Below are 22523 nucleotides of genomic sequence, written 5' to 3'. Positions count from 1 at the left end.
AAATCATCATAAAACAATTTCGAACGAAGGATTTAATGTACATCCGGGAAAATAAACAAATAGTCGTAATGAACCAGAGGACGGTACTTGTCATCTTCCAAATGTCTTTCTGCTAAAGCTTTTTCATACTGAGCCCTGCCAATGCCTATCAGAACGCCTTCTTCATCTCTAATTCTCAGAAGATCTCCTTTTTTGAAATCACCCAGAAAAGAGACCACTCCTGCAAGCAGCACACTCCTTGCTTTGGGACCAGTGAGTGCCGATCGGGCTCCCTGGTTGACTACAATCTCAGCTTTGGCAAACCCTTCGGCATAAGCCATCCATTTTTTAATGGCGGGTCTGGGGCTATTCGCTTCAAACCGGGTATGCTGGACACTTTCCGGACTAGTAGCAAGGTCCAGAATAATGTTATCCCGGGTGCCGTTTGCAATGTGCACATTTATTCCGGAAGCTGCAGTTTTTTGAGCTATCCGGCATTTTGTAAGCATCCCTCCTCTACCAAAGTCACTTTTAGTGGTGGAGATAAATGAACTTAAATCCTCCCTGCCTTCGCGTATGAGCGGAACTAATTCAGCTCCTTCGTCGCCTGGCATTCCGGTATAAATACCATCCACATTACTCAACACAAAAAGGGCATCCGTATTCATCATCGATGAAAGTAATCCTGCCAGCTCATCATTATCTGTGAACATCAGAGCTGTAACAGAGACCGCATCATTTTCGTTAACAATAGGAACAATGCCATTATCCAGCAAAACCGACAGACAGTTTTTCATATTAAGGTAATGCTCCCTTGTACTGAAATCCTGCTTTGTGACCAAAACCTGAGCACAGGTTAAATTATGATCTTCAAATAACTGAGAGTAAAGATTTACCAATTTCACCTGCCCTACTGACGAAAGCAATTGCCTCTGAGAAACCGGATCCTTAGTTCCATTGGATTGGACCATACTCCTCCCCGCAGCAACTGCTCCGGAAGAGACTAAGATAACACGTGTACCGTGTTTGTGCAAGTCGGAGATTTGGGCAGCCAGGTGCTCAATTCGTTGATAATCCAACATACCATTAGATTGTGTCAACACATTGGATCCCACCTTTATCGTAACTGAATTGTAATACAAGCTCTCAGTGTTTATCACTTCTTTTTACCAGCGTTTTCTATTTTCTCAAATGAAGTAAGGACCCCTTTTATCAAAGCGGAACTAAAACCTTGATGCTCCATTTCATTAAGTCCCGAGATGGTTATTCCTCTGGGAGTGGTTACTTTATCGATTTCAGCTTCAGGATGACTTTTATCCTGAATGATCAATTCGGCAGCTCCTTTAACCGTTTGCGACGCAATTCGGAGAGCAAGCTCGGAACCAAAACCAATCTCAACACCCCCCTGAGTTGCAGCCCTGATAAACCTCAAGGCATATGCTATGCCACAGGCAGCCAGAACGGTAGCTGACGCCATTAATTCTTCCGGAATGAACTGAACAACACCAACAGGTTCAAAAAGACCATTAATAATCTGATCTTGCTCTTCTGTTGATTGGAACGCCGACACACAAGTCATGGACTCTCCGATAGAGATGGCCGTGTTGGGCATAACCCTGAAGATGCCTTTACGACCTCCGGCCATTTCAGAAATTTGCAGGGAGTCAACACCTGCTGCAAGAGAGATAAGAATCGTTTTTTCCAGGAAATACGGGGATATTTCATCCAGAATATCCTTTAGTTGATATGGCTTTACTGCCAGGACGACAATATCCGCATTTTTAGTTGCTTCAACATTATCCTTACCAACTATAATGCCATCCTGCTCAAGAGACTTAATCAGGTGCACCCGTCGGCGGGTAACAGCTATTTCTCCTTCGAATGGTTTTTTAGCATTCTTGAGTCCTTTAGCAATGGCAGAACCAAGATTTCCACCTCCGATTATGGCTATTTTTTTTATCATCAGGATATTTTTTAGTCCCGGTCCACTTTTTCAGACTCCTCAACTTTCACATGCCCCCAATTCTCTCCGCGCTTAATCCTGTGAAGTTGGATTTCGCTGATACCAAACTGGCGGGCAATGATTTTTAATCGGGTTTTTCGTTGTGGATCGGTAATTCTTTTTTTCAACAACATCACCTGTGTATCAGTCAACTTCGCCCCTTCACAATGTTTTTTTGATTTCATTTTTTTTCTTCCTTCAAGCACAAAAGGATTTCCCTGTTGATGACAAAACATATCCTTCTTGTCAGCCCAGCAGAGATTTTCAACAAAGTTGTTACACTTATTATAGTCCAGGTGAATTACATATTTCTGCTGGTCAGATATCTTCTCAACAAATTGCTCGGCAACAAGTTTATGCACATAGTAGGTTCTTGATTTGCCGAAAGGTCTTAAGGGAAGCGTTTTGTATCCTTTTAAAACACCTCCTTTCACAAAATAAGCATCGCTCATGTCGTCGGCACAATAACTAACAACACGACCATAATTTGAAACTGCATAACGTTTCCTTAAAGCACCTTTTTCAAAGGGGATTTCTTTCCATTCTTCATTCCAATAAGACTTAATCATAATTTAAAGGGTTCAGGAAGCCAAAAGACGACCTAAAGCCTGAATGAAATGAGCTGCCTGTTCCTTACTCAATGAAAGAGGCGGTAATAAGCGGATGATGTTGGTCGAAGAAACTCCCGTAAAGATATGCTCATCCTTCAAAAGCTGTTTTCTTAGCACATCCACTTTGGAGTCAAACTCCAGGCCAATCATCAATCCACGGCCCCGCACTTCGCTAATGTCTTCCATCTTTCCAAGTTCAGACAACAAAAACTTCCCAACTTGCGAAGCATTTTCAATCAAGCTTTCAGATTCCATTACCTCCAACACTGCCAGGGCAGCAGCACAAGCGAGATAATTTCCACCAAAAGTGGCTCCCAACATACCATATTTGGCTTTTATGCTGGGATTGATTAACACACCACCAACAGGAAACCCATTGGCCATGCCTTTGGCTACAGTTATTATATCTGGTTTGATTTTTGCCTGTTGAAACGCAAAGAATTCCCCACTTCTGCCATATCCGGATTGTATCTCATCCAGAATAAGTTTGCACTGATATTGATGACATACTTTCTCAAGATTCCGGAGAAAATCAACTTCAGGAATTCTCACCCCGCCAATACCTTGTATGCCTTCAATTATCACAGCGCACACATCACCTTTTTTTAGTTCCCTTTCCAGAGCATCAATATCATTCAGAGGCAGAAACGTAACATTATGCGTCTTGTTTATATATGCACGAATATTTTCATTGTCGGTGGCCCCGACAGCAGCTGACGTTCTTCCATGAAAGGCCTTGGAGAAAGCGATCACCCGGCCTTTTCCTGTTGAGAAAGAAGCCAGTTTCAATGCATTTTCATTGGCTTCAGCTCCGCTATTGCAGAGAAACAAGTTGTAAGCATCAAAGCCGGACATTTGTCCAAGCTTGCGGGCCAACTCTTTCTGAAGAGGATTTATTACAGAATTGGAATAAAACCCTATACGCTCCAATTGTTCTTTGATCCTATCGTTGTAATGTGAGTGAGCATGACCAATAGAAATAACGGCATGGCCGCCATAAAGGTCTAAATACTCAACACCTTTATCATCGGTAACATAACATCCTTTGGCCGAAACCGGAGTAATGTCCATTAGCGGATAAACATCAAACAACTGCATCGTAAAACATTTGATAGCTAATGAAAAATTTAATTATTCCCAAAAGCCATTGGTTCTTATTAAAATTTGGTTTGGTAAAGCCGCTGCACCTTACTTAGGGCAGCGGCAATCAAATCGGCGGGAGTGGGATTGAAAAAATGAACACCTAAATTTAAACCGTAAAAAACAACCCTTCATCTATCTCAAAAAGCCACTGGCTTCAGTCGTAGCCCCTCCGATTCGTCCAAACCAAACATTAGATTCATATTTTGAACGGCCTGCCCCGAAGCACCTTTTGTAAGGTTATCGATAACACTTACTATATGCAACTTAGTACCGTATTTCCTGACATGTAATAAGCACTTATTAGTATTCACCACTTGTTTCACATCCACTGGTTTTCCGGAAACAGTAACAAAAGGATGTGTACTGTAAAATTTCTTAAAGAGGTCAACTGCTTCCTGTTCGTCAGGGTCGAAATCGAGATAGACAGAAGCCAGAATTCCCCTGGCGAAATTTCCCCGCATGGGAACGAAATTAAATGGCCCGTCGAAAGCAGGCATAAGCTCTTCCATCGTTTCATTAATCTCATGAAGATGCTGATGCCCAAAGGCCTTGTAAGTTGACACATTGCTGTTTCGCCAACTAAAATGGGTGGTAGCTGAAGGTGCCTGACCGGCTCCGGTACTACCGGTTATAGCATGCACGTGTATTTCATTAAGCATATGACTGGCTGCCAAAGGCAGTAACGCTAACTGAATAGATGTGGCGAAGCATCCGGGATTGGCCAAATATTTACAATCCTTAATTTTAGGGCGATTTACTTCAGGAAGCCCATAAACAAATTCATTGCCATCCCTGTTCAACCGGAAATCATTGCTAAGGTCTATTACTTTTAAGTTCTCCGGCAACTTGTGGTCCTGCATGAAACCTTTTGATTTTCCATGCCCCATGCACAGAAATAAAATATCAACCGCATCAAAATCCAACTGGTCGGTGAACATCATTTCTGTATCGCCTACCAGGTCAGCATGAACATCACTGATATAATTACCTGCATTACTACCGCTGTTTACCCATTCAATTTGGGTGATGGAATGCCCCAACAAAATACGAATGAGTTCACCGGCTGTATAACCTGCTCCTCCTACTATACCTACTTTAATCATTGGCTTTTATCAACTTAAAAATTGACCCTGTTTTCTTTTCACAGCCTTTTAATCAACATCCAACTGACCTTTGTTGACTGTATTAAAAATCTTAAGATAATTGCTCATTAATTTGGTGAAACCTTTCACGTCATCTCCGGTCCAGGCTTTATTTACTTCACCATAATCTCCGAATCCTGTATTCATCAAATCGTTAGCAGATTTAATACCCACAAGTTCGAAACGGTAAGGATGCAATTTCAAAATAACATCTCCGTTAACATTGCCCTGAGAGTTTTCTAAAAATGCTTCAATATCACGCATAACCGGTTCCAGATACTGAGCTTCGTGAAGCAACATTCCATACCAATTACCCAACTGCTCTTTCCAATACATCTGCCACTTGGTAAGGGTGTGTTTTTCAAGTAAATGATGAGCCTTGATAATCATTAAGGGACCTGCAGCTTCAAAGCCAACCCGTCCTTTAATTCCAATGATGGTATCTCCGACATGAGTATCACGTCCGATGGCATAAACACTTCCCAGAGCTTCAACCTTACGGATGGCATCAACAACATTATCGAACTTCTCTCCATTGACCATTTTAAGCTCTCCCTTCTCAAAGGAAAGCACCATTTCCTCACTGCCTTCTTTTTTCAATTGACTGGGATAAGCCTCTTCAGGAAGATTTTGATCGGTGGTAAGCGTTTCTTTACCACCTACACTGGTTCCCCATATTCCTTTATTGATGGAATAGGCCATCTTGCTCCAGTCTTTCTCCACACCACGTTTCATAAGATAATCAATCTCTTCATCGCGCGAAAGGACCAAATCACGAATGGGGGTTAATATTTCAATCTCAGGGGCTAGAATCTGAAACGTAAGGTCAAAACGAATTTGATCATTACCAGCCCCTGTACTACCATGAGCAATGTATTTTGCCCCCACTTTCCGGGCATAATCAACCAAAGCCATGGCTTGAAATATACGTTCTGATGATACAGAAAGTGGATATGTATTGTTTTTAAGAACATTCCCGTAAATCATATACCGGATGCAATTTCTATAATACAAATCGGTCACATCCAACGTCACATGATCGGCAACACCAAGATCACGGGCTCCTCTCTCTATTTCCACCAGTTCTTCCTCTGAAAAACCACCTGTATTGGCAATAGCTGAAAATATTTCAAGGCCTTTCTCCTCTTTCAAGTACTTAACACAGAAAGAAGTGTCAAGACCTCCGCTAAAAGCAAGTACTACTTTATTGTTCATCAGTTTTCAATTTGTTTACGGGATTTCAAACCCCTTTTATCTTTTTTATCTCTTTGCTCTAAACTCCTTGGCAAGGCTGTCTTACCTGAGTCTGCGATTTGATTACCCCCCCTGAATCACACTGCGGCATGAAACATTCAGGCAAAAATAGCTGCAAAAAGTCCCTTCAGCAGATTCCCCTTTCCTCCTTTGCCGCCTTTCTTCTTACTCTTCAGAAAAACGAACCTTTTGAAACGCAACCATCTTTCATAAACACTTAGTCGCCTGGGAGGAATAGGATCAGCATTGGCCTCCTTGGCAGGATCATAAAGCATCCCTGTGCACAAGCAATGCTTCCGATTGGTTCGCATAAGGATATCATAATTTACACAACTCTGGCACCCCTTCCAGAACTGATTATCATCGGTTAATTCTGAAAATGTCACCGGTTTATATCCAAGCTCGGAGTTGATTTTCATCACGGCCAAACCTGTGGTTAAGCCAAAAATTTTCGCATCAGGATACTTTTTACGTGATAATTCAAATGCTTTACGTTTAATCTCTTTTGCCAGACCTTGCCCACGAAACTTATCCACTACAATAAGACCTGAGTTAGCCACAAATTTCTTGTGCCCCCAGGATTCGATATAGCAAAAGCCGGCAAACTCCTCCCCGCTCAAAGCAATAATTGCCTTTCCTTCAACGATTTTACTTTTAATATACTCCGGATTCCTCTTAGCGATACCTGTTCCTCTAATCTTTGCAGCATCCGCAATAGTATTAAGAATGGTATCCACGTATGGAAGATGTTCTTCCGAAGCAATAATTATATTAATATCTGATTCCTGCGTCATTAGATTGTGTCCAAGAATATTCTACACAAGTTTCTTTTTCAGCCCCGGCATAAAAAGCGATAATGCATTAATAACATCCGGACGAGAAACTCCTTCTTTACTTATCAACAAAATAGTATCATCCCCTGCAATGGTTCCCAACACTTCAAAGGGCCCGTGGCTATCGATTACCGACGCGATACTGTTTGCAAATCCGGGACGCGTTTTTATTACTGCCATATTACCCGAAAATTCAATGGACTCAAGTCCGCTAACAGGGAAAACCTCACTTCCGTCCTCTTCATCCCGTTGGTCATCATTTTCCGGCAGCACATAAGCATATCCTCCATCGATATCCGGACGCTTTGCTACTTTTAACGCTTTCAAATCACGAGATAAAGTAGCCTGAGTTGTTGAGAAGCCTTCTGATTCGAGCAAACTCAAAAGCTCCTCCTGACTTCCTACCTTATTATCGGAAATCAGTTGCCGGATTACATTTAGTCTTTGTGTTTTTATTTTCATATGCTATAAAAAACAATATCCCCCGGCGCAATCATTGCACCAAGAGAATGCCTCAGTCACTTGCTTTAGTAAAAATTGAAAAACCCTCCTGAAATACAGAATAATTATTCAATTACAAATGCAAATTTATTCAAAAAATGCAAATTCCAAAAATTTATCCACTTTTTTTGCATTTTTTTATCGGTGCCAATGTCAAGTTCAAACCTCCCGCAAACAAAACTCACCGGATATCCAACTAAGGGATAGCCAGATATGAAAAACAAATATATATTCAAAAAATATACAAAAAATCACTTCACACATATGGAGGTTAATAAAGAATAATGTACCTTTGCATCCCGGAGAACAGGTAAGCCATTTTGGATAAAAAAAACACTCTATCAATGAAGAAGGACATAAAAAAAGCGGTCATCCTGGGTTCGGGAGCCTTGAAAATTGGAGAAGCAGGTGAATTCGACTATTCCGGATCTCAAGCGCTCAAAGCCCTTAAAGAGGAAGGTATTGAAACCATCCTTATAAATCCGAACATTGCAACGGTTCAAACCTCCGAAAAAATTGCAGATAAGATTTACTTCCTGCCGGTTACCCCCTATTTTGTTGAACAAGTCATAAAAAAAGAACAACCGGAAGGCATCTTGCTGGCATTTGGAGGGCAAACGGCTCTGAACTGCGGAATCCAGCTTTACGAACAAGGCGTTCTCAAAAAATATGACCTTGAAGTACTGGGAACCCCCATTCAAGCTATTATTGACACGGAAGATCGCGAGATTTTTGCAGGAAAACTGGGAGAGATAGATGTTAAAACCCCCAAAAGCATCGCTGTCACCTCTGTTCAAGATGCAGTAGAAGCAGCCAACAAAACAGGTTACCCGGTTATTATTCGAGCTGCCTACACCCTTGGAGGAATGGGAAGCGGATTTTGCACCAACGAGACAGAACTCATAAAGCGGGCAGACAATGCCCTGGCTTACTCTAAGCAAATATTGGTCGAAGAATCTCTAAAAGGATGGAAAGAGGTAGAATATGAAGTCGTAAGAGACAGTTACGATAATTGCATAACTGTTTGTAACATGGAGAACTTCGATCCGCTGGGTATCCACACCGGCGAGAGTATTGTGGTTGCTCCATCACAAACCCTTACAAACTCCGAATACCACAAGCTCCGGGAGCTGGCTATAAAAATCATCCGCCACATTGGTGTTGTAGGTGAATGCAATGTCCAGTATGCCCTCGACCCCTATTCCGAGGATTACCGTGTTATTGAGGTAAATGCCCGTCTTTCCCGATCAAGTGCGCTTGCTTCCAAAGCTACGGGTTATCCGCTTGCATTTGTTGCTGCAAAACTTGGATTGGGCTATGGTCTATTTGAGCTTAAAAATTCGGTGACAAAAACAACTCCCGCTTTCTTTGAACCTGCTCTTGATTATATTGTTTGTAAAATCCCACGATGGGACTTAAACAAATTCTCGGGTGTTTCCAAGCAAATTGGCTCCAGCATGAAAAGTGTCGGGGAAATCATGGCCATCGGACGTACTTTCGAGGAATCCATCCAGAAAGGTTTGAGAATGGTAGGCCAGGGCATGCACGGATTTGTTGCAAACCATCCGCTCAAGGACATCGTTCTGAAAACCGAGCTTGCAGAACCGACAGATCAGAGAATTTTTGCCATTTCAGAATCACTTCAAAACGGTGCAACCGTTGATGAAATCCATGAGTTGACAAAAATTGACAAATGGTTTTTGGACAAATTAAAGAACATCACTGACCTGAAAAATGAACTCTCGAATCATAAAACATTAAAAGATTTGCCCGATGAGTTATTGCTAAAGGCAAAGCAGATGGGGTATTCCGATTTTCAGATCGCAAGAGTTGTTCTTTCTCCGGAAGACAAAAACATGGAAGAAGCCCTGCTTAAAGTCAGAGAGACCAGAAAAAGCAGAAATATTCTTCCTGTAGTTAAACAAATTGATACCATGGCCGGAGAGTTTCCGGCACAAATCAATTACTTATATTTTACTTATAATGGAGAATACCATGACATTGATTTCGAAAAGGACGGAAGATCGGTCATGGTACTTGGATCAGGTGCGTACCGGATAGGTTCCAGTGTCGAGTTTGACTGGTGTAGTGTAAATGCCATCGACACAATCAACAAACAGAAGTACCGCTCGGTAATGATTAACTACAATCCGGAAACGGTTAGTACTGACTATGATGTTTGTGACCGCTTATTCTTCGATGAGCTGACGCTTGAACGTGTCCTTGATGTAGCAGATATTGAAAAGCCCAAAGGAGTGATTGTATCAGTTGGAGGTCAGATTCCTAACAACCTGGCAATGCGCCTGCACAAAAACGGTGTTCCCATCCTGGGAACTTCACCAGAGGATATTGACCGTGCTGAGAATCGCCAAAAGTTTTCATCACTTTTAGATGACCTTAAAATTGATCAGCCCAGGTGGAGTGAACTGACCTCAACCGAAGACATCTATAAATTCATTGGGGAAGTTGGCTATCCGGTACTGGTAAGGCCATCATATGTGCTTTCCGGGGCAGCTATGAATGTAGTCTCCAATGAAGAGGAGCTCGAGCATTTCCTTGAACTGGCAGTCAACGTATCAAAGCAATACCCTGTTGTGGTATCTGAGTTTATCGAACAGGCCAAAGAGATTGAAATTGATGCCGTAGCCAAAGATGGCGAAATGGTGGCTTATGCTATATCCGAGCACATCGAATTTGCCGGTGTACACTCAGGAGATGCAACCATTGTATTCCCTCCGCAAAAATTGTACATCGAAACCATTCGAAGGGTCAAGCGCATTGCACGACAAATAGCAAAAGCGCTCAACATTTCCGGCCCTTTCAACATGCAGTTACTGGCCAAGGACAATGACATAAAAGTAATAGAATGCAACCTTCGGGCATCCCGGAGTTTCCCGTTTGTCTCAAAGGTTTTAAAAATAAACCTTATTGACATTGCCACACGGGTAATGCTCAATTTACCTGTAGAAAGACCCAGTAAAAGCATCTTTGAACTGGATTACGTAGGTATAAAAGCACCCCAATTCTCATTTTCAAGACTGCTCAATGCCGACCCGGTTTTGGGTGTGGATATGGCCTCAACAGGAGAAGTTGGTTGTATTGGAGACAATTATTACGATGCGGTGCTACAGTCTATGCTGGCTGTAGGATACACATTACCCGAGAAAAACATTCTTATTTCATCAGGCCCCTTGCGCAGCAAAGTTGAAATGCTACAAAGCGCCAAAATGCTTGTTGAAAAAGGATACAATATTTTTGCAACAGCAGGAACACACAAGTTCTTTGAAGAAAACGGTATTAAGTCAACCATGCTCCACTGGCCGGACGAACCGGACAAGCATCCAAATACTCTTGAATACATAAAGAAAAAGAAAATAGACCTGGTGGTGAATATCCCCAAAAATCTTAGCAAGACTGAGCTTAGGAATGGCTATCAAATCAGACGTAACGCCATTGATTTCAACATCCCTTTGATAACCAATGCCAGGCTTGCCAGTGCATTCATCTATTCATTCTGTAAGATGGATATCAGCGACATTTCAATTAAGAGCTGGAATGAATACAGGTAGAAAAGCAAATCAGAACATAAAAAAACCGGAGCTGATTCTCAGCTCCGGTTTTTTTATGTTTTTAAAGAAATTATTTATTCAGCCGCAGGAAACCAGCCTTCAACCATTTCTTTATTGTTTTCAAGGAATACTTTTGCTCCATCAATTGGATCATTGGCATTTTTCACATCATCCATTAATTCATAAAGCTTAGCTTCCTCTAATTTAAAGTTACCAAAGAATTCAGTAAGCTTAGGGAAGTCTTCAGTAAAGCCTTTACGGGCCAATATCTGCAGCTCATCTGCCGGATAAACACCTTTGGGATCTTTAAGATATTTAATATCGTAACGAGCCCACTTAAAATGAGGTTTCCATCCGGTAATTACAATCCAATCATTGCTATTGATAGCTCCTTCAAGAGCTGCAACCATGGCTGTACCGGATGAAGTTACCTGTTTGTATTCCAGACCATATTCTTCAATAGCTTTAAGGGTGTTTTTGTGAATCCCTGCTCCACTACCAATACCAATAATCTCTCCACCAAATTCCTCTACATGCTCATTTAGCTGGGGAATGGAATCAATTGGTACATAGCTTGGCACTACCAAACCTGTTGTTCCACCACCAAAAGCAGTACCGATATGATCAATTTTGTCGCCAAAGCGCTCCCAATACTCTCCATGGGTATTAGGCAGCCATGCATCAACAAAAACATCAGCATCACCTTTTGAAAGTGAAGCATAGATTGGACCCGGCTCAATTGGCTTAATTTCTACATCATATCCCTTTTGATCAAGATACGCTTTAGCCAAATGGGTCATCGCAATACCTTCAGACCAGTTAGGATAAGGAATAAATACTTCCTTCTTCTGTTTTTTTCCTGCACATGATGCAACCGCAAATATAATTGCAGCAGCAATGGTCAGATTTAACACTTTTTGCATTTTACTTTTCATAGTCATTTACATTTATAAGGTTTGATTGTTGAATAAAATTCAACAAAAAACTTTTAAATAACAAATTTTCAGAGTTATATGTAGCTATTTTTTTCCAAGACCACCCAAAGCCTGGGTAACACGGTCAAGAATTATAGCCAATATAACAATACCAAGACCTGCTTCAAAACCAAGTCCGACTTTGGCCTGCAAAATTCCGGAATAAACACGTTCTCCCAGACCCGCAGCTCCAACCATGGAAGCAATTACAACCATAGATAGTGCCAACATAATAACCTGGTTTACACCTGCCAGAATGGTAGGCATAGCCAACGGAATCTGCACCTTAAAGAGCAGCTGACGCTTGGTACTTCCGAATGACTGGGCGGCTTCAACAACCTCTGCCGGAACTCCGCGAATACCAAGACTGGTAAGGCGCACAGCCGGAGGCAATGAGAACACCACTGTTGCCACAACACCCGGAACGTTTCCTACTGAGAAAAACAAGATAGCAGGAATAAGATACACAAAGGCAGGCATGGTTTGCATAAAGTCCAAAACGGGACGAATAACCTGGTCTGCTTTTGAATTACGCGCAGCCCATATCCCGAGAGGAATCCCTATTACCAGCGCAATGAAGGCGGATGCCAACACCAATGCCAACGTTTCCATGGTTTCTTCCCAATAATCCATCCAGAAAAGCAGGAACAAACCTACCACTGTAAAAATGGACAAACCAAAGGCTTTTTTAAAACCTTTCTTGGTTAAACTGGGCTTTACTCCTCCACCCTGAACGATGTAAGCAATAATTGCCATTAGAATCATCACCACTCCGGATGGGGTTGAAATCAATGCAGATTGAAGGCCATCAACAATTCCTTCGATAACCAAAGCTATACCGTCCAGTACAGGACCGGCATTATTGGTAATTCCTTCAATTGCTTTTTCAATAAATTGTCCAAGATCTAATTTTTCCATAATCAGTTGCCTCCGCTCTTTTGAATTTCAATAATCTCATCTTTATCACGGCCGGTTACTTCAGCAATGACAGAAGAATGTACAGCAACTCCCAGCAGTTTTCCTTCATCATCAACAACCGGTAATGGCAATTGCTTATCAATAAACAATGGCAACAGATCGGCAGCAGGAGTATCAGGCGACACCGTAGGCATTACGTCAGAAATCAGGATCTCATTCAAATCCTTACCTCCATCTTTTTTCAACTTAACAACACCATCATCCATCACAAATCCGAGGAACTTATTGTTCTTATTAACCACAGGCAAACGATTAACCCCCATATCACGCATTCTACGAAGCGCAATTGCAGGGCCATCTTTTTCAATGGTCAGTTTTCCGGTATCCTTAAACATCAGACTTGAAGCAGTAACGATCATACTCCGGTCTACATTTTCCACAAAAGCACGAACGTAATCGTCTGCCGGCTTAACCAGAATTTCTTCGGGCGTACCTATCTGGACTATAACACCATCTTTTAAAATAGCAATTCGATCACCCAGTTTCAGAGCCTCATCAAGGTCGTGCGTAATAAAGACGATCGTTTTCTTTAACTTTTCCTGCAACTGAATCAACTCATCCTGCATATTTGTGCGAATAAGGGGATCTAATGCACTGAAAGCCTCATCCATAAGCAGAATCTCAGGATTGGTTGTTAATGCACGTGCCAATCCCACTCTTTGCTGCATACCTCCACTAAGCTGACCGGTCATCATCTCCTCATATCCTTCCAGGCCAACGGTTTTAAGCATCTCTTTGGCTTTCACGTAGCTCTCAGACTCAGGAACACCCTGAATTTCAAGACCAAATGCAGTATTAGCAATTACAGAACGGTGTGGCAACAACCCAAAATGCTGGAACACCATTGACATCTCAGTTCTTCTAAGTTGGCGAAGATCATCATCGGACATTTTCATCACATCCTTACCATTTACCAAAATGGATCCGGATGTAGGATTGTTCAGTCGATTAAAGCAACGAATGAGCGAGGACTTTCCGCTACCGGAAAGTCCCATCACTACAAATATTTCGCCCTGTTCAATCGAGAATGTTGCATCTTTGACCGCCACTGTACATTTGGTTTTCTCCAACACTTCATCTTTGGAAACGCCCTTTTGGACTAATTCCAAAGCTTGTTTCCGTTTGGCACCAAATATTAGATTGAGGTCTTTGACTTCAATTTTACTCATTTGCTCAGGATTATTGTTTAGAAATAGTAGCCAATATTGATATTGAAACGGCTTTCCCATTCAGCATCGGGGCTACCTGCGGCAAGACCATTGGTCCATGATCCTAACCATGCATTGTTTTTACCCATTGCATAATCAACATAGGTATAAATGCTTCCGGCGGTAATCAGCATACCGGGAACAAGGTGCTCGGTATTTTCAAATTCAACTCCACCGGCAGTTTCACCATCTTTGACAATAACTGAATAATCTACATATGGCTGAATACTGGAAATAGGTCCGAAATCTACAGGAATGGTATAAGCCAGACCTGCTACCCAGATATTTGCTTTGGAGGCAACATTGTATGCAGCATTATAGGCAGCCATTTGCACAACATCAACTTCCTCTCCACTACCATCAATTGCGCCAAAATCATAAGAAATATATTCTCCTTTAAAATTGAACCCATCACCAAAGTTAGCTACAACATGAGCAGCATATGCATTGGATGATTCAAATTCATCAGAATTCACATGATAATTACGGCCAAACTGCCCTGAAACACCAATCTCAACATTATCTGATAAGTTATAAGCTGCTCGAAGATTGAATTGTCTGGTTTCTTTTGTCATGCCATTAGGCTTCGTAAAGTTCCCATCTGCATCATAGGTTCCTTCTCCTGACGCAATAATATCGTAGGAATAGCGGGAATTATACCCAGGAGTTCCGGCTGGTTCCGGCTGGTGGAAATAAGCAAAGTTCAAAGTCAGGTTTTCAATACCGGTATAGTCAAATTTAATTCCCATGTCGTAGTCATCTTCCAGACCTACATAGTAAGGGGCCTGGAACCACCATGAATGTGAAGCGAATTTAGTAATACCAAAAGGCACCTGACTGACTCCTAACTTCATGTAAAGATCGTCGTTAAATCCATAACCTAAATATCCATGGTGAAGCATATGGTAGCCTCCATCAGGATAGAAACGATACTCGAAGCTAAGGTCAACCCCGGCCGTGCGTGCATCCACATTAAGCCTCCAGGTATCCCAGGTGAACTGTGGATCGGTATTATCATCGTTCCAACTTTTGTCATGAATGTTGTAACGAACAGCACCGCCAAATTTCACATAGTCCTCTTTTGCTTCCTGTGCATTCAGCACCCCTTGGGTCAGGAGTCCGGCAATAGCAAAAATCGCAAAAACTACTTTCTTCATAATTTAAATAGTTTAAATTTTAAATTTATATTCAACTTGAATACTATATTTATCTCTCTGGTAAAATGAGAGATCTCAAACAAATAAAAAATCTGGAAAATCTTTATCAATAAAAAGCACCACAATCATACACCGAACGTGTAACAGCAGTTGCTTTTCCTGAAATTGACTGACCGGGAATAATCAACTAATAAAAATAAGCTTTTAAGCTAAAGTAAGTCAAGTCTTTTTTGGGCTTAACTCCAATTCAGACACTGTTCTGTTCTCAAAACAATAAAGTCAGTCAACGAACAACCTTATCTTAACCAACATGTTAAAACACCTATTTCATTTCTGTACCAACAAAAATTCAAGGGACTAATTCTCTAATCAGGCTGAACAAACGCCGGCAAAGATAAAGCCTCATATATAGTTTTCCAAATTTGTTGCACAGAACCTATTACATACAACTACACGAATTAACAAACTTACGCTCATTGAGAAGGCTCATGCGCAATATACAAAAATATCTTTTAATCTCCCTGATTTTCAATTTTTTATTATCACCCCAAAGCTTCAACAACCAATAACTTTAAATCAGAACTGAGAACAGTTGAAACAGAAAGAATAATCAACACAAAAATTCATATTTCGGAATATCAGATCAAAAGCCCCACGGAACAAGAGATAGTGCATCTTTCCAATAAGAGAGAAAAAGTTGGACACCACACTTAAAGTAACAAAACATTTAAACGCAAAACAATCCTTGTTAAATTGGTGTTTTAACTATTTTTTTTGATTTTTACAGCCTCATAAAACAGAGAATTATGCAAAAGACAGCAATATTTCCCGGCTCATTTGATCCTTTCACCGTTGGTCATGAAAATATTGTCCGCAGGGGACTATCTTTGGTGGATAAGATATTTATTGCCATTGGTTACAATTCCAACAAAAAAGATTTCTTCCCCATTGAACAAAGAATTGAATGGATAGAAAAAGTGTTTGAGGACGAACCAAGGATTGAAGTGGTAACCTTTGAAGGCTTAACAGTTGATTTTGCCAAAGAGCTTAACTGCAATTTTATTTTAAGAGGCATCCGCACTTCAGCTGACTTTGAATACGAAAGAGCCATTGCTCAGGTCAACAAATCAATGTCGGGCATAGACACAGTCTTTCTACTCACCTCTCCCGAACATACGCCTGTTAATTCCTCAATTGTACGCGACATTCTCAAGCATGGCGGGGATGCCTCAAAATTTATTCCCGAAAAAATAAAAATCCAGATAAAAAACAAAAGCAGAGATTAATCTGGCACAATTCATGTTTAAATCCACTAAAAACCAGTCAATGGCATGAAAAGCACATTCAGAAGGTTCTGCTTCATAATATCAGGTATTTTATTGGCTTCATCCTCCCTCAATGGTCAGCCAAAAGAGGTGAGGATTTTTGGTCATGCCCCTGAATACAGTAAAATGGCCATAGTGTTTGAATACTATCAAAACTTCCTGAATTACGACAAAAAGGAGTTAATCACCGTCCAAATCAATGAAGAAGGCAATTTTAATTTCTCCTTCCCCCTGAATAAAATCACTTATGCCTTTTCTGACCTGGGCCGTTTCAGAGGTTTTCTCTACCTGGAACCCGGGCAGGAGTATGAACTTGAGTTGCCCCCTTTTGAACCTCTAACCCAATCAGAAAAGCTCAATCCATTTTACCAGCCGGAAGAAATCTTACTGGGAATAGCCAACAAAGATGGAAATAGTTTAAACCCATTAATCCGGGATTTTAACAGGGCTTTCGACTACCAGTTCAACACCAATGCCCTAAAACTTCTGACTACAAAAAATAAGCAACTTACTTCAACCATCATTGATTCACTGGAAATGAGATTCCCAGATGAAAAGGATTTTTTTCAGGCCCATAAACACTTTAAATACGCCCGGCTTGCTATGCTCACAAGCCGAAACCCTGAAAAAGAAATCATAGGAAAGTATTTCTACAACCGACCTGTATACTTTTCCCTGCCGGCATATTGGCATACTTTCAAGGACGTTTTTAGCGGGTACGAACGCCAACTAAAAAAGAAACTCTTCAAATCAGATTCTCTTAATATACAATCCCTGATTTCGAGCATCCAGTCAGACACATTAATAAAAAAAACTGATTTGGCAGAAGCAGTGGCAGTATTTTCTCTTCACCGCAGTTATCATGAAAAAGTAATACCGGAAAAAACAGCTCTTAAGCTGTTAAACCAACTAAAAAGCCAGGCTTCAATTCCCGAAGTAAAGGCAATTGCGTCAAGCCTTTATTCAAAAATCAGTGCTTTGCGCACCGGAATGCCTGCACCTGAGTTTACCCTGTACAACTTCGAGGGAGAAGATAAATCGCTCGAAGATTATAAAGGCAAATTCGTCTACATCAACTTCTGCCATACCGATAATTATGCATGCCAGAGGGATCTCAGACTATTACCAAAACTGCACGAAACCTTTAAAAGAGACCTTGAAATTGTTACTATCATAATCAATAATGATTTCGAAGAAGCCAAAAATTTTATTGAAGCACATAAAAATCTTAATTGGGAGTTTCTGTTCTTTGGGATGAAAGCCAACATTATAAAAGATTACAATGTAAGAGCCGTACCCCTTTACTATTTAATTAATCCTGATGGTCAGCTGGTACTTTCCCCGGCTCCATCGCCAAATGAGAATTTTCACGACAGATTTATCGAAAAATACAGGGACTACAGACGACAATTGCAAAGAAAAAATCCCCGGGAAAACCGCTCAATTTTTGGCCCCTGATTTTCTACTCTACCAACATTTTGGGATATGCGCCAACCCCATTAAATACAACCAACACATATAAAGCCACTTAATAAATACATCCTGCAAAAAAAATCCCTGTTTTAGGCTATTGTCTATCCACAATCTCTCCACCATTTTTGCAATCAGAAATAACAAAAACAAAAATAGTGATGAGAAAAATTGTACTCTTATTTATCCTACCTTTTCTATTTGGTTCATCGGGCTTTTCTCAGAATGAAGCTTCAGGCAATGCCGCAGACAAACTATTGAAACAACTTGAAGAGCAAAAGATTGTTATTGGCGGCTATGGACAAATTGATTACAACCAACCAATTACCTCAGGCGTCAGAGAAAACGGTAAGCTTGATGTTCACAGATTAGTGATGTTATTTGGTTACAGTTTCTCGCCAAATACGTCGGTGGTAACCGAGTTGGAATATGAGCACGTTAAAGAGGTATATGTAGAACAGGCTTTTATTGAGCATCGCATTGCCAATGGTTTTAACCTTGTCGGCGGATTAATGCTTATTCCGATGGGGATAGTAAATGAGTTTCATGAACCTACAACTTACAACGGGGTGGAACGGCCTTCCATCGACAGTAGAGTAGTGCCTACCACCTGGCGCGAAATAGGCGCAGGTTTCACCGGTGTTATCCCTTCAGCATCTCTCAGCTACAAAGCATTTATTGTCAATGGCTTTAATGGTTATGACGGTGAGGGCACCCTGGGAGGAAGTAAAAGCATCCGTGGCGGAAGACAAAAAGGTGCAGAATCGTTCATTTCCAGCCCCAATTTCTCGGCAAAAGTCAATTATTTCGGCATCCCCGGCCTGCAACTTGGACTATCCACATATCTGGGAAAAACACAATCTACACTGTTTGACGGACTTGACAAGTCAGATTCCCAAGCTGAAGCAAGTGCTGATTCCTCTCAAGTAGGTATTAACATGCTTGGCCTTGACTACCGCTTTACATCCGGTAATTTTCACTCAAGAGGGCAGTTTATCTACAATAAAATAAGCAATACAAAAGCTTACAATGAATTCACAGGAAATGATCTTGGAGAAAGCATTCTGGGTTGGTACCTCGAAGGAGCATATGATATTGCCCTGGGCGATGGACAGCAAAAACTAACACCTTTTGTGCGATTTGAAAAATACGATTTGCACAACACAACAGCCTCAATAACTCCCAACAACGCTTACAACGTTCATGAAGTATTTGCAGGCGTCGGGTACACTTTGGCTCCGGGAGTTGTATGGAAAGCTGACATGCAATGGGTTAAGCCGGAAGGTGCAAGCGAGGCTCAAAAACAATTCAACATGGGAATTGGATTCTGGTTTTAGAAAAATACAAGAGACATTGATAACAGCCCCCGGAATCAACATGAATTCCGGGGCAATATTAGCAATAAGCTTCTGCATAAGCATTTCATTTTTTTTATTCTGACATGACCTTTTTCACAAGACATATTGCCATAGCCATTCTCGTAATAATAAGTTTACCTGCTGTTGCACAAAACAATTTGCTGAATAAAAAAAACCTGAAATCAATTAATAAAGCCATAGAAAAGCTATACGATGAGGTCCCTGACTATAAACTACAGGAGACTGCAAACGAGTATCCATTCGAAATATTAAAAATATACATTTCTGACAGCACAGAAACATCCGGATATGCCATTATTGCACAAGGAAAAGGCCGCAGGAATTACTTCGATTTCATGGTTATTTACACCGACGGGGTAATCAGGCATTTGGAAATACTCCAATACCGGTCATCCCATGGGTACCAAATAACCTCAAAAAGCTGGCTCAAAGATTTCATTGGAGTAAAATCAGGAGAGGAAATCCGGATCGGGAATGATGTTGATGCAATCAGCGGTGCTACACTATCCTCACATGGTTTACTAAAAGTGCTGAACAAGATCAACAAAATAAATTTTGAATAACCCTTTTTCAGACATTTCCAACCCGCATTTACCATTAAAAAATTACCTTTTCAGGCTGTTTTTTGATGAATGGAGTGTTTTTATTTACAAAATAACACATAACACACCAAAACGATTGTTTTTCACATCGAGTTTTTTATTAGGTTTGTAAGTGGGTGTTTTATAGAGATTCCCCATACCTAATTTGATACAATTGTTTTGTTAAGAATGATAAAACCAAAAAACACATATCTACTCCTCCTTTTCCTGACCATTCCTCTTTTCTCCTGGTCACAAACTGAACCTTACGCTGAACTGCTTAACGCGGACATAAATGTTTGCAGTCAAACAACCACTTCTGTAGATTTACAAATCAGATTCTACGGAGACGCCCCTTTTGCCTATACCATCAAGTTGCCCGATTCCAATGAAATATTTGAAGACAAGTCCATCTTTTCCGAAGATCTGGTTGACGGTGTTTATTATGTCAGTTACAATATAAATTTCCCGGTTGAAAATGGAGATCAAATGCGAACCGGAACCTTCGAAATCACCGAAGTATTTGATGATACTAACTCCCCATGGTCATATGGATCAGGCAACTCCATGACCGGAGTTTCTGTGTCACTAACCAACTGGGCTATGCCCTCTCCTAATGCAGGTTCTGACATTGATTCCTGTGGCCTGGAAGCCACACTTAGTGCGATACCAGATCCCATCTCCTCAACCTATTCCTGGTCAGTCCCCGCCCAAGGGTCCATTTCCGATTTACAAGATCCCAACAGTCCTTATCTGGCCTCCCAAAAGGGCTCATACCAACTCTTTTTCACCCAGGAAAACGGGGCTTGTTCGACAAAAGACACGGTAGATATTATTTTCAGAGGCTCCCCCACCGCCACCATTTCCACCACCTCCGACGTGTGCGGCACCGCCGAGCAGGAAGCTGTTCTCAACTTGAGTTTCGGTGGTGAGGACGGACCATGGGACTATATAATCTCTGATGGTGGAACCAACACCATAACCGGTACATCTTCTACCTCCACAACAAATGAAACAACACTTGTTAGCGGTGAAACCACCTTTACCTACAACCAGGTGATCGACACCAATGGTTGCCATGCAAAGCCGGAAGACATCTCAGGTGAAGCTGTTGTGGTGGATTTACAGCCCAATACCAATGCAGGAGAAGATCAAATATCCTGCGGACTTTCGTACGAGCTACAAGCCATTCCCCATAAAGGAACCGGTATCTGGACAGTTGATAATCCCGTCAATGTTGACATCAATGCCCCCTCGGAGCCCAACAGCACAACCACCTCTACAGGGCAGGGAACTTATGTTTTCACCTGGACAGAAAACAACCAGGGGTGTGAAAATTCAGATCAGGTTCAAATTCAGTTTATAGAATATTCATCTGTTAATTTGGAGGTTACCAAAGAAACTGTCTGCCAGGGAGACGAAGCATCTTTCCCCTTTACTGCCACAGGTACCAATGGCCCATGGACGTTAACCTACCAGACAGACGGAAGTTTATCCACCTTTGATTTTTCAGAGTCTTCAGCCACACTTACTCTTTCGCCCGATCAGACAAGTATTTACGAAATTGTATCAATAACTGACGATCTTGGCTGTGTGGCCAACTTAGACAATCAACTGGAAGTTCAGGTAGACCAAATGCCAACCCCTTTTGCGGGTAACGACACAGCAGTGTGTGGATTACAGGTAGAGCTCAATGATTCCACGTCAGAGGTTGCTCAATCTGGACAATGGGCACAGGCTGACGGCACATTTGAGAACAACGACGCAGAAAATCCCACAGTTGTTTTCAACAGCAATATTTGGGGAGAACAAATATTGACATGGGAAGAAACTAACGGATTGTGCAATGCCAGTGACCAGGTAACCATAAGATTCGACGAACCACCAATTGCTGATGCAGGAGCAGATCATACACTTTATCATCAATACCAGACTACATTGCGAGCCAAAGCGCCCATAACAAGTCAGGGGGAATGGTTTGGTGAATGGTACATTCAGGGAGGATCAGGCGAAATAGCAGATCCAACTCAACAAGAAACTCTGCTCTCCGGGCTAAAGCATGGGGAAACTGTAATAGAATGGAGTGTGACAAATGGCGCCTGTAAAACACCTGCGACAGACACACTAACACTGACCATTAAGGGGCTAACATATCACACAGGCATTTCGCCCAATCAGGATGGCATTAATGATTTTTTTAAAGTGAAAGGGGCCCATACAATTCCAAATAATGAACTAATAGTATTTGACCAAAACGGACAGGTGGTCTTTCGCCGTCAGAACCTGGAAGAAGGGAATCAGTGGGATGGAAGGGATTTAGATGGAGAACCCCTAAATAACGGAATATATTACTTCATATTTGAAGGGGAAGGTATCGAAGCCCTGAAGGATTACATCGTTATCAAAAGAAACTAAAA

18 protein-coding genes are annotated in these 22523 nt (G+C 41.4%); 6 read left to right on the top strand and 12 right to left on the bottom strand.

Translation table 11 applies throughout. The features are described from left to right. Positions 1–32: 32 nt before the first annotated feature. From proB to DDZ16_RS01455, 8 genes are all read right to left on the bottom strand, one after another. On the bottom strand, positions 33–1121 hold the full coding sequence (gene proB / locus DDZ16_RS01490; RefSeq protein ID WP_232526522.1) for a glutamate 5-kinase: 1089 nt from the start codon (positions 1119–1121) through the stop codon (positions 33–35). Between the two features lie 14 nt (positions 1122–1135). After that, positions 1136–1942 carry a pyrroline-5-carboxylate reductase gene (proC, locus tag DDZ16_RS01485; RefSeq protein WP_109262643.1) on the bottom strand — a complete coding sequence of 269 codons (807 nt, stop codon included), beginning with the start codon at positions 1940–1942 and terminating at the stop codon, positions 1136–1138. 11 nt (positions 1943–1953) lie between these two features. Further along, positions 1954–2550 (bottom strand): NUMOD4 domain-containing protein, encoded by a 597-nt coding sequence (locus tag DDZ16_RS01480; protein ID WP_109262642.1) that lies wholly within the window; start codon positions 2548–2550, stop codon positions 1954–1956. Between the two features lie 12 nt (positions 2551–2562). Then, entirely contained in the window at positions 2563–3690 is a 1128-nt protein-coding gene (locus tag DDZ16_RS01475; RefSeq protein WP_109262641.1) for an aspartate aminotransferase family protein, read from the bottom strand. Between the two features lie 182 nt (positions 3691–3872). Next, positions 3873–4838, bottom strand: a complete 966-nt coding sequence (gene argC, locus DDZ16_RS01470) for an N-acetyl-gamma-glutamyl-phosphate reductase (protein WP_109262640.1) — start codon at positions 4836–4838, stop codon at positions 3873–3875. A gap of 48 nt (positions 4839–4886) precedes the next feature. Next, entirely contained in the window at positions 4887–6092 is a 1206-nt protein-coding gene (locus DDZ16_RS01465; protein WP_198416657.1) for an argininosuccinate synthase, read from the bottom strand. Between the two features lie 137 nt (positions 6093–6229). Continuing rightward, on the bottom strand, positions 6230–6925 hold the full coding sequence (locus tag DDZ16_RS01460) for a GNAT family N-acetyltransferase (RefSeq protein WP_109262638.1): 696 nt from the start codon (positions 6923–6925) through the stop codon (positions 6230–6232). Positions 6926–6946: 21 nt separating this feature from the next. After that, positions 6947–7426: an arginine repressor gene (locus DDZ16_RS01455; protein WP_109262637.1), complete on the bottom strand. Its 480-nt coding sequence runs from the start codon at positions 7424–7426 to the stop codon at positions 6947–6949. A gap of 383 nt (positions 7427–7809) precedes the next feature. Here DDZ16_RS01455 and carB point away from each other — a divergent pair, with 383 nt between their 5' ends. Next, on the top strand, positions 7810–11034 hold the full coding sequence (gene carB, locus DDZ16_RS01450; RefSeq protein ID WP_109262636.1) for a carbamoyl-phosphate synthase (glutamine-hydrolyzing) large subunit: 3225 nt from the start codon (positions 7810–7812) through the stop codon (positions 11032–11034). Between the two features lie 74 nt (positions 11035–11108). Here the strand turns inward: carB and DDZ16_RS01445 are convergent, their stop codons facing one another. From DDZ16_RS01445 to DDZ16_RS01430, 4 genes are all read right to left on the bottom strand, one after another. Continuing rightward, positions 11109–11969: a glycine betaine ABC transporter substrate-binding protein gene (locus DDZ16_RS01445; RefSeq protein WP_232526521.1), complete on the bottom strand. Its 861-nt coding sequence runs from the start codon at positions 11967–11969 to the stop codon at positions 11109–11111. 84 nt (positions 11970–12053) lie between these two features. Further along, positions 12054–12926 (bottom strand): ABC transporter permease, encoded by an 873-nt coding sequence (locus DDZ16_RS01440; RefSeq protein WP_109262634.1) that lies wholly within the window; start codon positions 12924–12926, stop codon positions 12054–12056. A 2-nt stretch (positions 12927–12928) separates the two neighbouring features. Further along, a complete protein-coding gene (locus tag DDZ16_RS01435; RefSeq protein ID WP_109262633.1) occupies positions 12929–14155 on the bottom strand; it encodes a quaternary amine ABC transporter ATP-binding protein in 1227 nt (408 codons plus the stop codon). A 17-nt stretch (positions 14156–14172) separates the two neighbouring features. Further along, on the bottom strand, positions 14173–15351 hold the full coding sequence (locus DDZ16_RS01430; RefSeq protein WP_109262632.1) for a hypothetical protein: 1179 nt from the start codon (positions 15349–15351) through the stop codon (positions 14173–14175). A gap of 806 nt (positions 15352–16157) precedes the next feature. Here DDZ16_RS01430 and coaD point away from each other — a divergent pair. The 5 genes from coaD (at position 16158) to DDZ16_RS01405 (ending at position 22521) form a co-directional block, all read left to right on the top strand. Then, the gene (gene coaD, locus DDZ16_RS01425) at positions 16158–16637 is read left to right on the top strand and encodes a pantetheine-phosphate adenylyltransferase (RefSeq protein WP_109262631.1); all 480 of its coding nucleotides are present in this window, start codon (positions 16158–16160) and stop codon (positions 16635–16637) included. A 45-nt stretch (positions 16638–16682) separates the two neighbouring features. Then, complete coding sequence (locus DDZ16_RS01420) at positions 16683–18134, top strand: TlpA family protein disulfide reductase (RefSeq protein ID WP_109262630.1); 1452 nt, start codon at positions 16683–16685, stop codon at positions 18132–18134. A gap of 173 nt (positions 18135–18307) precedes the next feature. Further along, entirely contained in the window at positions 18308–19483 is a 1176-nt protein-coding gene (locus DDZ16_RS01415; RefSeq protein ID WP_109262629.1) for a hypothetical protein, read from the top strand. Between the two features lie 104 nt (positions 19484–19587). Next, positions 19588–20088, top strand: coding sequence for an FMN-binding protein (locus DDZ16_RS01410; RefSeq protein ID WP_109262628.1), 501 nt, complete (start codon positions 19588–19590; stop codon positions 20086–20088). 207 nt (positions 20089–20295) lie between these two features. After that, a complete protein-coding gene (locus DDZ16_RS01405) occupies positions 20296–22521 on the top strand; it encodes a T9SS type B sorting domain-containing protein (RefSeq protein ID WP_109262627.1) in 2226 nt (741 codons plus the stop codon). The last annotated feature ends 2 nt before the right edge of the window (positions 22522–22523 follow it).

The sequence above is a fragment of the Marinilabilia rubra genome (assembly GCF_003121985.1).
In the GTDB taxonomy this organism is placed as follows: domain Bacteria; phylum Bacteroidota; class Bacteroidia; order Bacteroidales; family Marinilabiliaceae; genus Marinilabilia; species Marinilabilia rubra.
The sequence above is the reverse complement of the archived record's forward strand: the minus strand, read 5'-3'. Positions and strand labels throughout refer to the sequence as shown.